Source organism: Sporosarcina sp. E16_3, assembly GCF_017347125.1.
Classification (GTDB): domain Bacteria; phylum Bacillota; class Bacilli; order Bacillales_A; family Planococcaceae; genus Sporosarcina.
Window position 1 is genome coordinate 13,100 of record NZ_JADPRX010000007.1, and the last position, 14,304, is coordinate 27,403.

The following is a 14,304-nucleotide window of genomic DNA, read 5'->3' on the forward strand; positions in this document are numbered from 1 at the left end:
TTCTACTGTTTATCTTCTAAGTCAATTTGGAGCACCTTTTGCTTCCTTCTAGACTTTTCCTTATCTTCATACATTTTCACATCGGCCAATTGATATAGCTCATCGAATTCGCTTGCCTCAACTGAATAAAAAGCAACCCCGATACTTGGCTTAATTTTCAACACCAAGTCATTTCCAACAAACGGATTGGCTGCGAATTCTTCCCGTAAAACATCCACCCAATCATCCACCGCTTGATCCGTTGGGTATTCCTCTAGGAAAATGACGAACTCATCGCCGCCAAAACGTGCGACAATGTCACTCTCCCGTGTTATTTTCATCAAAATGGAAGCTGTATGCTTCAACACATGATCGCCGACGGAATGTCCATATGTATCATTGATCACTTTGAATCGATTTAAGTCAATGAGCACAAGCGCCGTCCCATTCGTTGACTGAACGGGCAAAAGTTTTAATCTTCCCTTTACTTCAGTAACAAAATACGCTCGATTGTAAATAGTAGTTAGCGCATCATGATAGGCTAAGTGCTGAACAAGCTGCTTACTTTCCAATTCATCGGTCACATTACGCCAAATCAAATAATAAAAGACATCCTCATCCACTCTCAACAGCGATGCATCCAGCGAAAAATAGAGGTATTCATCCTCGGCTGTGTTCATAATTTTAATGGGGTAATCTCTGATGGTCACTTTTTTTTCCAACTGCTCGCTTAATCGAAGTAGTTGCTGTCTATTCGCTGTCACTTTAAAATAATCGATTAAAATGAAACCTTCTTTAATTTGAGGTCCGAGCTCAATAGCCGCATTGTCATTGAACTCCAATACTTCCCACTGATCATTCGTAATAATGATAGATACAGGACTTAAGTTGAACAATTCTTTATATCTTCTCGTAACGGAAGGTAATAACTGAAAACGTAAAACGGAAATGGATAGGAATGCGGTAAACACAATTCCGGATAGTAGATATGGATACGGGGGTAAGAATCTACCATAATTCGGATAACCCAAAATGACTGTCAAAATGAGCATACTTATCATTCCCACCATTAAAACTTGAATGGATTTACGTTTTCTGAACGAAGTCGCGTGCTTCATCCCACTCCATAAAGTGACAATCATAAGAATAAATATTACATTTGATAGGATCAGCTTCATATAATAGGACTCGCTAAAAATCTGCGAGTACCAAATGCCATTTTGAATAAATTCAGTGTTATCCACGACATTGACATTCATCACCGTTAAAATGATGACGATTACGACAGGAACGTAAAAGAGATATGGATAGAAAAGTATACGAAAACGCTCGTACATTTTCGTCGTATGAATAAAAAAGTGGAATAAAATAACTGAGGTCAATAACCTAATTTGGTAAAAAAACATGCCAACCATCCAAGCACTAGAAGACAATGGCAATAAATGCCGAATAAATTCTTCAAGAAACAGCAGACAATACGTAAAACTAAATGCCACCATTAACTTATGTTCCAAACGTCGAGGGCTTTGCGCCAACACCATACAGCCTATTCCGAAAATCACAAAGGCAGGAACCATGTACACTAGTAGATAAATGCCAAGTTGTTGAGTTTGCAAGTGTCCCACCTCTTTCGGCAACTAAAACCTATAAGGAGAAATCGTTTTGATTCCCCCAGACCGTTGTGAAACTTCGCAGTGCAAAGGACCAGCTACTTAAAATTATACTACTTTTCAAAAATAAAAGAAATCAATAGTTTGCCAGTTTTAAATAGAAAAAACCGGCGCAAGCTCAAGGGGCAACTTGTTCCGGTCATATTTCATGCATTGGAACGGCAGTAAGAAAGTTAATTCCTTTTTGGTGCATATATTCAAAACCTTTAAAGATAAGACTGAAACCAATGCCTAAAGGAAGAACCCGATAGTAAACATGACTGTCATTTGAATTCTCCCTCTTTCGTTCCATCATTGAAAGGCGTAGGATCTATTTTCTCACTTGATGGCGGTGCATTTGTTTTCGGTGCCTCATGTTGTAAATCCACTAAATCGGGACGATAAAAAGCAGAAAACGATACGGTCATCTCAATAATCTCTTTTGCCGCTTCCTCATCACGAATTTCCTGAGGCATGTTAAAACTAATCGAATCTATGATGAAAATACGTTCCATCTTTTCAATTTCATCAACAAATTTTTCAATTCCTATGTATGAATCAGTTTGAAGAACAACTTCGGTTAACAATTGACTGACGTTTCCAACCATTTCAGGCGGATTTTCGATCATGAAATCACCCTGCGTAAACGTTATTTCCTTTACTATTGCACCTGATTTTATTTCCGCTTTGCCAATTTGAAGCATGACAGCATCTTCAAGTGGCTTTGTAGGAACTTTACGTTGCAATGGCTGAGAACTGGCAGTATCGGTCTTTCTGTTCGATGCTGATTGCTTTAGGAGTGCAAAATAGACATCGCGTTCATTGCTAGTCGTAAGCTTTATTTGCTCATTCGTTTCTTTAGCGGGCGTATAGACTTTAACATACGAATAGGCTGCTATGGATAGTAAGAGTAAAACGGATAAGACGACAAGGGCAATTTCCTTTTGACGTTTAGTCAAATTTGTCACTCGATTCATCCCCCTCAACCGTGCTAGGCACTTCTTCTATCTCATCCGTTGTTCCAGCTGTCCCTTCGGCTACAATTCGATGATCAATAAATTGAATTGAATACGTCGCAAGATAACGCGGCAGAACTTCCGTCGAATCACTGCCTTCTTCATCCGATCCTTCATCAATTACGACTGAATCTAAATGGATTTCTGAAACAGAAGGAGATGATTTCAATCGGGTGTAGTAATAAGCACTTTCCGGTTTTGTATCGAACTGGATCGAAACTTTCGCTAAATTGGGGCTAGTAAAGTCAAATGTTTGAAAAAAACCGCGTACAGGCAATAACACGATTAGCTCGTGCAATAGTGGAACAGTATCAAACTGATACTCTTCTGCCCATCCAACAGTTGTAGCAAGCACTGTTTTCTCGTCGCCCGATTCCGAGTGTTGAAGTTCAGCACGAATTTCCTCTTGACTCGCTTGAAGAGAAGTTAGCTGACTTTCAAGCGTTGCACTTTCACTAACAAGACTGTTTGTCAGCATGAGCGTGACAATATATACAAGAATAGCGGTGCCTATGATAGCTAGTGCTCCAACAAGAAGTTGTGAACGCTCCTTCTCTCTTTCTGGCAATAGATTTATATCGACTAGCATATCTACACCTCTTTCAATGCCAACCCAATTGTCCGGTTAAAGCGTGCTGGTATTTCTTCCCCGTTTGCAAAATGTAAGGGTTCTTTAACCAATACATCCGCTTTGATGGCAAGGCGATCTCTGATGAAGGAAAGTAATTCTTCCATCCGGCTGTATTCACCGTTCACAAGGAGATGTGTGATGGACGCAGCACCATTCCACAAATTATAACGATAAAAGTTAATGAGTTTTTCAAGTTCCATGACAATAGTAGAAGGTGTCACGATGCCCGTATCACTTGTAAAATCCCGTATGACAGATAAATCAGTAGAATTTTCAAGATTGACCGGTCTCATGAAGAGCGGATAATGTTCATGAAAAATAGAAACGGTCAACTTGCCGTGTGTTAAATCCGCCAGAAGGATATGTTCTTTACCTGAGAATGCGTGTTGTTTGAACGCCAGGCGGTACAAGGCAAGTGGCGTAATATCAGCTTTCAACGGATCAAGTTTCACTTCTTTCAGGACATCTTCATAACGGTCAAGTACGCCTTGTTTTGACGCAATAATAATTGCTTCATTTGTTTCAGTATTCGGTTTATATGGAACAACATCAAAGACTGGATCATCGAAAGGAAGATACAGCGTAGAGCCGATTTCAATGAAGAAATAGCCTTTCAGTTCATCAGTCATGACATCCATGGGGTAAGGAACTTTGCGGATAATAACATATTGATCCGGGGCGAGGAATTGGACGGATCGTTTGGAGATTCCCCACTGTTCAACAGCCCCGTCCAATATCGTCGCAAGCGTTTCCAAATCGACAATCTTCCCCTCAACAACGACGTTCGGGGGAAGTAGTACTTCCTCCGCAACATCGATGACGAGCGGTTCAATAGACTTCAGCCGGACAAACCTGACCGCATCTTCTTCAACTGTCATGGATTCGGTGCGCTTGCGGCGCGTGAATATGGACATGGGCATTGGAACAGCTCCTAAAGTATAATTAATTTATATTGATCATCTTGTAATGGTAATTGTACTCGCAGCTCCCGCTTGCTTTGTGCCTGTATTATTGATATCTGCATTTGTAGCATTATTGAAAACTACTTTAACGCTCCCGTAAGTAGCGGTTCCATTGATAATATTTCCGCCACTTGCACTACTTTTGGTTACAGTTGCTTGTGAATGGACAGTAAACCCACCGTCATCATCCAAAAAACCATCCTTAATTAATGTATCTGACGTAACTGGGAAAGTATCGATACTACCATTTTCAACAAAATACAAATTCGCAGCCGCTAGAATATTTTGTCCATCTGCTTTCAAAGCATTTACTCTCGAGTTCGTAACAACATTCCCAACCGACGGAATCGCAATAGCCGCAATAATCCCCAATATAACAATAACCGCCAATAGCTCGACAAGCGTTAACCCTTTTTCGTTGTTTAAACGTTTTTGTAAAAATTTCTTCATGTGTAATTCCTCCCTTTTCATTGTCATATTTTACTTACCTCTTAAGTATACCTCAATAAAAATAATATGAAACTAGTAAACCGAAAAAAACTATGTCATTTTTACTAATCTTAGAAATTAACTCGACCCTTCAGTCTATGCTGTTAAATATTTCGAACATCGGCATCATTATCGCTAGGACTATTGTCCCGACTAAACCAGCCAATAAAACAATCATCAATGGTTCTATTAGCGCTTTTAGTCGATCCGTCGCAGCTTCTACTTCTTTCTCGTAGAAATCGGCAACTTTCGCCAACATCGCGTCCAAAGATCCCGTTTGCTCGCCAATGGCAATCATATGTGGAATTAGCGGCGGAAACGCCCAATGCCCGTTCATCGGTTCAGTCAACGAACCACCTCGTTCCAGTGATTCCCTGGACTTTGCAATCACCCTAGAAATGACTTCGTTTTCTACTATCTTTTCTGTCATGGACATCGCTTGTAAAATAGGTACGGAACTGGAAAACAATGAACTTAACGTCCGTGTCATTGTTGCCAGGACGGATTTCTTCATGATGTCACCGAAAATTGGAAGCCTCAAAAGAAAGGTATCGAGCAAATACTTTCCTTCTTTATTATTCTTTAACATCCAAATGCCAACCACAACAATCAATGCAAATAGTACGAGTAAGTACCAATATGTGGTCACAAAAGTACTCGCGTTCATAACGAAGCGTGTAATCCAAGGTAACTCTCCTCCGAAACTGGCAAACATTTCGACAAACATAGGAACTATAGTTGTCAATAAAAAGATGACGACTCCGATTGCCAAGACTGCGACTATAAGTGGATAAGACATAGCCGAGACAACTTTTTGTCTCAGCTGATGCGCTTTTTCAAAGTGGTCAGCAAGACGGTCAAGTGAATCATCGATTGTCCCTGACATCTCTCCAGCCCGCACCATATTTACAACGATCGGTTCGAATGCTTTTGGATGCTTTAGAAATGCTTCAGATAATGAGCCACCTCCACGCAAATCATCGTTCACATTGACGAGGATCTTTTGAAACGGTTTTGATTCGACTTGCAAGGCAAGGATTCGGATTGCATCAATGATTGTAACCCCTGCACGAAGAAGCGTTGAAAATTGACGGAGGAACATGATTAAATGTTCTCGTTTCACAGGTTTCCCGATGACGATTTCTTTTGTCAGCGTAGTTTCTGCTTGTATAGTTAAGTTCGTCACACGGATTCCCTGGCTTTTCAATTTTATAGCAGCTTCCCGCTTGTCCGCCGCCACGATGACACCTGTCCGGATTGCTTTTGCATCGCGCCCTTCATACTTGAAACGAGCCATCGTTAGTCATCCCCCTCTAAGTAAGGCATGGCGGTATCATTTGAAATGACTCCTTGATCGAGGAAGGTTCGGACGGAAGATGCCATCATATGCATCCCAGACGCACGGTTTATTTGGATGATAGTGGGAATCTGATGTACTTTTTCGGTACGTATCAAGTTAGCAATGGCAGGATTATTAATCATTACTTCCGTCGCAGCGCGTCGTCCTTTACGATCAGCTGTCGGGAGTAACCGCTGTGATATCACGGAAGTCAAAACGCCGGCAAGTTGGACACGAATTTGCGACTGCTGACCATGTGGAAATACGTCAATAATTCGATCGATTGTCGATGCCGCACTCCATGTATGGAGCGTAGCCAGCACAAGGTGACCCGTTTCTGCTGCAGTGATTGCTGTAGATATTGTTTCTAAGTCCCGCATTTCTCCGACGAGAATGACATCAGGATCTTGGCGAAGAGCAGCTCGTAATCCCGATGTAAATGAAGCCGTATCAAATCCTATTTCCCGCTGATCAATAATCGATTTACCATGCGCGTGCATATACTCAATCGGATCTTCCAACGTAATGATGTGCTTATGCATCGTTTCATTCATATATTTGATCATCGCTGCCAGTGTGGTTGATTTACCCGACCCCGTCGGCCCCGTCACAAGGATAAGTCCTTGTTGCGTCTCTGCCAACTTCTTTAACGTATCAGGCAATTGCAAGTCATCGATTGTCGGTATTATCGTTGGTATCGTCCGAAAAGCAAGTGATACTGAACCGCGTTGCTGAAATGCATTGACACGAAAACGTGCCGCACCCGGGACTTCATAGGAATAATCGATTTGGCCATGCTCTACAAAGTCTGGATACATCTTATCCGGAATCGTCAATTGTGCGACCGATTCAGTAAATTGTTTATCGACCGACACATCGCCATAGCGTTTTAAATCCCCGTGAACCCTGAATATCGGAGGCACTCCTACCGTTAAATGGATATCGGAAGCATTTAATTTAAACGCCATCTTTAGCAGTTCATCAATCTTCCTGTTCATGTACAAAACCCCTATTCAATCAATGCGACGCGCAATACTTCTTCTGTCGTCGTAATCCCTTGTTTCACTTTCAATAAACCATCGTCCATTAAGAACACGGTTTTATTGCGAATTGCAATTTCTCTTAATTGCGCAGAAGAACCACCCCTATTTATTACGTCCCGCATGTCATCATCCAATACGAGCACTTCGTGAATTGCAATACGCCCCCGATATCCGGTCATATTACACACCGCGCAACCGGGACCCCTCATTACTTTTTCAATCGTGATACCACGCTTCGCAAAAATTTCGATTTCACGACTCGTTGCCGCCATCTCCCGTCCGCAATCTCTGCACACACGTCTGATAAGCCTTTGCGCAATAACTGCGTTTAACGATGACGTAACCAGGAACGGTTCAACCCCCATATCGAGCATTCTTGTTACGGTAGCAACAGAGTCATTCGTATGGATGGTGCTAAGGACTAAGTGACCGGTTAACGAAGCTCGAATCGCTATCTCAACCGTTTCCCGGTCACGTATTTCCCCGACCATAACGATATCTGGGTCTTGCCTTAAGATTGATCGTAGTCCGGCAGCAAATGTCAATCCAACATTCGGATTGACTTGGATCTGATTTACTCCAGCTAACTGGTACTCGACTGGATCCTCGACCGTAATGATATTGACTTCCTCGGTATTCAATTTATTGAGCGCAGCATAGAGCGTCGACGATTTACCTGATCCGGTTGGGCCTGAAATTAAGACAATGCCACTTGGTTTCTCAATTTGTTCAAGGAAGCGTTCTAGATTTAAGCGATTAAATCCTAATTTCGTTAAATCGTTTAATGAACTGCTTAAATCCAGAATTCTCATAACAATTTTTTCACCATAAACCGTGGGTAACGTGGAGACACGAAGATCGATTGGCCTGAAATCCACGTTCGTCTTAATCCGACCATCTTGAGGTATCCGGTGTTCCGTTATGTCCAGATTTGCCATAATTTTAATGCGCGCACTAATCATCGCTTGCATATGCTTCGGTAAAAAACGTTCAGATTTCAGCATTCCATCGATTCGAAAACGGATGGCAACCTGGTGTTCCTGAGGATCAAAATGGATATCACTCGCCTTGTACGTAATAGCTGAAGACATCAACTGATTAACCAGCCGAACAATTGGCGCATCCAAATCCGTCAACTCGTCTTGCTGCTCCAATTGCTCAGGCGTCTGCTCCATAAAGAGCTCATCAAATAATTCCTCATCATAATATTTGGATATTGTTCGCATGATATCGTCTTTTGAAGCAATTGCAGTTTCAATATGAAACCCAGTGGAAAGCCTTAAATCGTCCACAGTAATATAATCCATCGGGTCGGACATCGCAACGAATAGTCTATCCCCATCTGCTTTAAGAGGTACAATTAAATTGCGTTTGGCGAATTCTTTCGGCACAACATTAAATAACTTCGGGTCGAAAGGATATCTAAAGAGATTGACGTGAGGAATACCTAATTGGAATTCCAACACTTCAATTAATTGCTGTTCTGTAATAAAGCCGTGTTGGAGGAGCGCATCGCCAAGTTTAAGATCTCTTGGTTTTTCACTTAATGCTGTTTGCAATTGTTCATTCGTGAGTAGACCGGACTCGACGAGCAAGTCACCGAGTCTTTTGCGTGATGTCGTCATTCTGTCCTCCCCAATTCAAACTGATAGTTAGTTAATGATATTTCCACCTTTATCATACTGAATATCAGGTGTTTTTTGCTCTTCATCGCCATCAGAATCCTGTCCTTGAGACGGATAAGTATCAGACAGTGGATTTGATTGATCACCGGAATCTATTGGATTCCCCTGTGAATCGACGGTACCAAGGTCATTACTACCTGTACCCGCAGTCTGCGTTAAATCTTTCTTTAATGGATGTATTTCTATTTTAGGCAGTGGTGCATAGAAATCTGATGCTATCATTTCATCCACTACTACCGCCCCTTCATATGAAATGGTTCGATGAACATCTACTTCCATCCCTTTACGGCCTTCATCTGCGATACGTATTTGTCCGTTTGGCACGAATGCACTAAACTGTTTGACCGTTTTTTGCTCATATGATTGAATTTGGTCAATATACGGCTGATAAGAATAAAGCAATGGCATGCCCGTAATGGACGATTGGATTGTTCCGCCTACAGAAGCAATAGAAAGCGTGAAAACTGTTTTATTGGGATTTGTGAAAATGAAATTTAGTCCAATTTTTTCATTTATTGCCGCTTCGAATCCCGGTTCTGCTGATGACGCTAGCGTACTGCCAATATTTCGTTCATCTACAACAAAATTCGTTTGCAATATTGTCGCGTAAAGAACAGATGCAAGCACTGTTAATTCCTCATCAGATACGTGACCAATCTCCTTACTTTTAATGAAATCAACTAAAGAAAACGTTGCAAAAGAGGAAATTTCCGTACCATTTAATGCATTGATTACATTCATCAACAAAGTCGAGGGCTCTGTTATAGCAATTGACGATGTTGCGATTTCTATTTCCGTGAAGTCCGAGTAATCCGTAATGTGAACATTAAGTGGCATAATACCGTTTTCCAACTCCCGTTCGATACCAGTTGCAATCGATTGAATACTTTCCTCACTAAACAGAATTGCAGAAAACTGCTGTGCTAGAATTGTTCGAAGTCCATCGACTGAAACTGTTGCGACAATCGGGTTTTCTTTACCTGAAATTGATTGTTCTACTGTTTTTTCGACGTCAAAAGTAACTACTTCGGCAGGCAATACAACAGTGATATCCTGATAAGTTAAATCGACCGAAAAATCCGTTTGAAGTGTAATGAAATCTGATTTTAGTTTCTCAATCACTGCTTGTTCTTTTTGTCTTGAGATATCGAAAGGTCCGACAAAGGTTTGATCCCCAAAATTCTTTGATGATGCATTAGAAATCGCGAGCGCGCCTACAGATGAAAATCCGTAAAAAACCAGCGTCGACGTCAAGACTATGATAAACGTATTTAAGAATCTTTTACTTCCCATCAGAACGCTCCTTTCTATCGTAAAACTCACTCTGCCCACTCTCAATTTCTTCTCGATTTGCGCTTATCCATTGATTCAAATCATCCTCAATCGGTTCCATTCCAAAATCAACATCCTTGTCGACTGACGCAACTAGTTCTTCATTCGCATTGATACGGTTAGAGTTGATAATTTCACTTGGGATACCTTTCACCACAGGTAGCTCAGGAACTGTACCTACTTCCGGTTCAGACCGCTTGTCCAACAAAACTGAAACAGCAAATGCAAGTCCGAACATCACCACTAGGACATAGGGAGGATCAAATGTGCCTTGCATCACAAGACCTATAAGAGATATAAATAATCCCGCAATCGTTCCAAGTAAAACCCGATTACTTATTCTTTTCCGACGAACTATATACATTAATATTGGTAGGGCTAGAATCGCAGCTACTAGTAGAATAATATATTCCAATATGGGGTCTCCCCTTACTCATTTAATGATTGATATTTTCTTTTAAATTAAGAACAATGTAATTGTGATAAAATTACCATATTCACTTATTGACTTCTCATTACTATTATCATAGACTTTACACAGTTTGTCACGGTAAAAGTTGTCGAACAATAGGAAGGATACATAAAAAAGACCGGTTTCCCGGTCTTTTTCTGAAAATGAATTTTATGGAATTAGATTTTCAATGATTAAACTTCATAATGTTTCGATCCATTCATTTCCATAAACCCCAACTTTATTCCTCCCTGCTTGCTTGCCGCCTATGTACAACGCTCGGTCGGCATTACGCAAAAGTTCTTTCGCATCACCCGCATCCTCAGGAACACAAGCAACGCCAATACTAACAGTCATATGGATATCAACAGGTTCGCGCTCTTTAGAAAGATCCGGGATGATGCGGAATGTAGACAATTCCACTTCATTTCTAATTTTTTCTGCGAGTTTGGTCGTTTCGCTTTTCCCGTAATTCGGCAAGACGATGACGAATTCTTCCCCTCCATATCGTGAAAGTATTGCTTCGACTGGAACAAATGATTCCAGCAGTCTAGCAAGTGCTTTAAGAAGGTCATTCCCACTCTGATGTCCATATGTATCATTAATCGATTTAAAATGGTCGATATCTAGCATTAAAACTGAAAGCGAATTTATTTCCCCTATATGGAATCGGATGATTTCTTCGTCCAATTTTGAATTGAGGTAGCGGAAGTTATGCAAACCGGTCAAACCACATCGTACACTTTGCTCAACAGTCTTTTCGTAATAGCGCGCCTTCACTAATGAAATTGCAAAGTATCCAGTAAGAACGTCAACAATTTTCATTTCCAACGCCTGAAATACATTTTTCCGACTGGATGTTAGTATGAGAAATCCTTCCGTTTTCTGATTTCGCTTGATTGGAGCAGTCATGACACTTTCCACTCGTTGTAGAAATTCGAAGTTATTTAGTACTCTTGCTTCCTTTTGAGTCGCAAAAATTTTAGGATTGTCGGTATCCAATCCATCATCCTCAGTTTTTTTTTGTTTGAATGATAGTCCGTTCACTTTTTTTGTAATAACCCCATATTCTGACGCCATTAACGTTATCAAGTGCTCACCGTTTCTAAGGTCTAGAACATAAGCATTATCATAAGGTACCACATCTTTCAGTTTTTCGATGAACGTCCGAATCACGTCTTCAAAGCCAAGCCGCTCGGCAAGTTCTCTCCCGATAATACCCGCAAAAGATAGTTTATCATTCAAATTATCGGACCGATTATACATTCTTGCAATTAATAAAACGAGAAGGAACGGGATGCCAATCAAAAGGATTGCATTATTACCAAAATGTTCATATAGAAAGTAAAGGGAAATGCTGAACGGAAGTAAAATCATTGTAGAAGCAAAATCCCATAGAACAAATTTTTCCTTCAAAGAATATATGCCTAGTTCAAAATATAAATAGACTTGCATCAAAACACAATTAATAGTCGTATAACTAATGGCATAAATAAGTCCGAATAGGCAGATGTTCGAAAAATCAGTTGACCCTATTACTCCACCTGCAAAATGAAATAGAGTTCCGCTCGCTAGTGAGATGAGTGTGAAGATTATCGAATTGACGCAAAAACGATGCAAAAGTGGCAAATCTGATTTTGTGCTAAATACTAGTATAAGCATTGCAATTTGCGTAAAAGCCAACTCCGCAAATACCCCGTATTGAAAAAAAATAGTAAAAGTAATCCAACGTTCAAATGAAACCGTAATATTGTTTAATTGCAAAGGCATTGTCATCGTCACGAATAGCAGTGCGAACAAAATGATCAGATTCAACCATTCTATTTCTTTTGAAGGAAATAAAATAAATGCTAGAAAGATGCCGGGAGGAACGATACCAATCCACGTAATAAAAGTAATAATCTGAAACCTTCTAGATATCACCATCTCCCACACACTTCCTTTCATTAATTTATTTCACATATTCAGCAACCCTATTGCGCCCTGCCTGCTTCGCTCCTAAATAAAGTGCACGATCCGCATTCCGCAGTAATGTCATCGCTTCATCCGTATCTAACGGAGATGACGAAACACCGATACTGGACGTAATATAGACGACTTGCGGGTACTTATCCTCGACTAGATCTGGGATTATGGTAAAACCATGACTACCAATTTCAGCGCGGAGTATTTCTGCGAAGTCGACGGCTTCAGCTTTCTCAATACCAGGCAAAATATAGACAAACTCCTCTCCTCCATAGCGGCCAACCGTCCCGCCAGTAGGAAGTGCAGCTTCAAGTTTCTTAGCAAACATATAAAGAATGTCGTTCCCACTTTGATGTCCATACGTGTCATTCACTTGTTTAAAATAATCAATATCAAGCAAAACGACCGAAAGATTGTTAATTTCGTTGTTTTTAAGCCTGTCCATTTCATACGTTAACCGTTCCTCAAGATACCTGTAGTTATAAAGCCCGGTTAACGCACAACGCTCATTCTTTGCAACTGCCTCTTGCATATAACGGGCTTTTTCCACCGTAACAGTGAAATAGGAACATAGTAAATCTAAGATTTTCAACTGGTAGTCATCAAAGAAGGATTTCTTATCTGAAGCCAAAAACAAAACTGCTTCGATTTTCTGATTCCGTGAAATTGGGACACACAGTACACTTTGCATTCCACTTGGTGAATAGTCCTTTGAAACCGATTCCCACTCTTTCCTTTCCGAATAGATGAGCGGCTTATTCTGTTCAAGAACTGATCCCGCAATCCCTTGTCCTGCGGATAGAAGGGCAAAATCGATGTCAATGAATTTTCCATGTTCATAGGAACGGAGGAGCTCAAGCCAACCATCCTGATGGTCAAATAGATACGTATAATCTGCATCGAACATGTCCGACACTTTTATGACAAATTGGTCAATTACAGCTTTTTCTGTTAATAACTCTGAAAGTCCGTTACCGATGTCTCCCGCTTGCCGCAAATCAATATTAATTCTTTCAGAATTGTTATAAAGGCGGATAATTAATGAAATAAAGAAAAAAGGAATTCCGATTAATAAAAAAGAACCCGCTCCAACAAATTGCAGTAAATAATAGAACGAAAGCGACAAGGGCAGAACAACAAGATTCATCGCATAGTCCACCAATAGATCTTTTGAAAAGAAAGGCGAGTTAACTTTTTTGTACACCGCATATATTCTCAGCCCTATGTCATTGAATACTGTATGAATGAATTGATAGCAGAATACCGCAATTATTACAGGCCAAAATTCAATAGAGCCGATTTCCCCACCCACCATATCAAAAACGATAGCTGCGATGATCGATAAAAAGATAAAAAGTGTCGAGTTAATGAAAAAACGTTGTAGCAATGGTAACTTACTCGGTAATGACATTAGGATCGCTAGAATTGAAATTTGCATGACGATCATTTCAATAAAGAGTCCATACATTAAAAAGGCGGGCACAGTCACCCAGAGAACTAGGAATATCGGTATACCTTTCCTTAACATCGGATAGTAGGTTGTGAGGAATCCGAATACTATAAAAACCGCCACGTACATCCAGTTTACTTGTACTGGAGGATAATTTAAAAAAACATAAATCAATCCAGTTGGAACGGTCAATAACCACAAAATAAAATAACGCATAGTGGACCTATTTACAACCGTCATTACATTATCCACTCCCAAATAAATAAGTCAGAAAAGATAGAAGTCTTCAAAAGTTTATCAGACCAAAACGGGT

General features: G+C 40.5%; 12 protein-coding genes. All 12 read right to left on the bottom strand.

The genetic code is table 11. The annotated features are described in order from the left end of the window. Nucleotides 1–2: 2 nt before the first annotated feature. Nucleotides 3–1,595 carry a histidine kinase N-terminal 7TM domain-containing diguanylate cyclase gene (locus tag I2483_RS06610; RefSeq protein ID WP_207174654.1) on the bottom strand — a complete coding sequence of 531 codons (1,593 nt, stop codon included), beginning with the start codon at nucleotides 1,593–1,595 and terminating at the stop codon, nucleotides 3–5. A 317-nt stretch (nucleotides 1,596–1,912) separates the two neighbouring features. Beyond that, nucleotides 1,913–2,596, bottom strand: a complete 684-nt coding sequence (locus I2483_RS06615) for a hypothetical protein (protein WP_207174656.1) — start codon at nucleotides 2,594–2,596, stop codon at nucleotides 1,913–1,915. After that, nucleotides 2,580–3,233: a PilN domain-containing protein gene (locus I2483_RS06620; RefSeq protein WP_207174658.1), complete on the bottom strand. Its 654-nt coding sequence runs from the start codon at nucleotides 3,231–3,233 to the stop codon at nucleotides 2,580–2,582. Before I2483_RS06620 ends, I2483_RS06615 begins: the two co-directional genes overlap by 17 nt. A gap of 2 nt (nucleotides 3,234–3,235) precedes the next feature. Next, a complete protein-coding gene (gene pilM / locus I2483_RS06625) occupies nucleotides 3,236–4,195 on the bottom strand; it encodes a type IV pilus biogenesis protein PilM (RefSeq protein ID WP_207174660.1) in 960 nt (319 codons plus the stop codon). A 36-nt stretch (nucleotides 4,196–4,231) separates the two neighbouring features. Next, entirely contained in the window at nucleotides 4,232–4,687 is a 456-nt protein-coding gene (locus I2483_RS06630; protein ID WP_207174662.1) for a prepilin-type N-terminal cleavage/methylation domain-containing protein, read from the bottom strand. Nucleotides 4,688–4,817: 130 nt separating this feature from the next. Next, complete coding sequence (locus I2483_RS06635; protein ID WP_207174664.1) at nucleotides 4,818–6,023, bottom strand: type II secretion system F family protein; 1,206 nt, start codon at nucleotides 6,021–6,023, stop codon at nucleotides 4,818–4,820. A 2-nt stretch (nucleotides 6,024–6,025) separates the two neighbouring features. Next, a complete protein-coding gene (locus I2483_RS06640) occupies nucleotides 6,026–7,063 on the bottom strand; it encodes a type IV pilus twitching motility protein PilT (RefSeq protein ID WP_207174667.1) in 1,038 nt (345 codons plus the stop codon). Between the two features lie 11 nt (nucleotides 7,064–7,074). After that, nucleotides 7,075–8,733: a GspE/PulE family protein gene (locus tag I2483_RS06645; protein ID WP_207174669.1), complete on the bottom strand. Its 1,659-nt coding sequence runs from the start codon at nucleotides 8,731–8,733 to the stop codon at nucleotides 7,075–7,077. Nucleotides 8,734–8,760: 27 nt separating this feature from the next. After that, entirely contained in the window at nucleotides 8,761–10,086 is a 1,326-nt protein-coding gene (locus I2483_RS06650; RefSeq protein ID WP_207174671.1) for a hypothetical protein, read from the bottom strand. Next, nucleotides 10,076–10,540, bottom strand: a complete 465-nt coding sequence (locus I2483_RS06655; RefSeq protein WP_207174673.1) for a hypothetical protein — start codon at nucleotides 10,538–10,540, stop codon at nucleotides 10,076–10,078. Before I2483_RS06655 ends, I2483_RS06650 begins: the two co-directional genes overlap by 11 nt. 237 nt (nucleotides 10,541–10,777) lie before the next feature. Beyond that, nucleotides 10,778–12,502, bottom strand: coding sequence for a sensor domain-containing diguanylate cyclase (locus I2483_RS06660; protein WP_207174675.1), 1,725 nt, complete (start codon nucleotides 12,500–12,502; stop codon nucleotides 10,778–10,780). A gap of 25 nt (nucleotides 12,503–12,527) precedes the next feature. Further along, nucleotides 12,528–14,231 carry a sensor domain-containing diguanylate cyclase gene (locus I2483_RS06665; protein ID WP_207174676.1) on the bottom strand — a complete coding sequence of 568 codons (1,704 nt, stop codon included), beginning with the start codon at nucleotides 14,229–14,231 and terminating at the stop codon, nucleotides 12,528–12,530. Nucleotides 14,232–14,304: the final 73 nt, after the last annotated feature.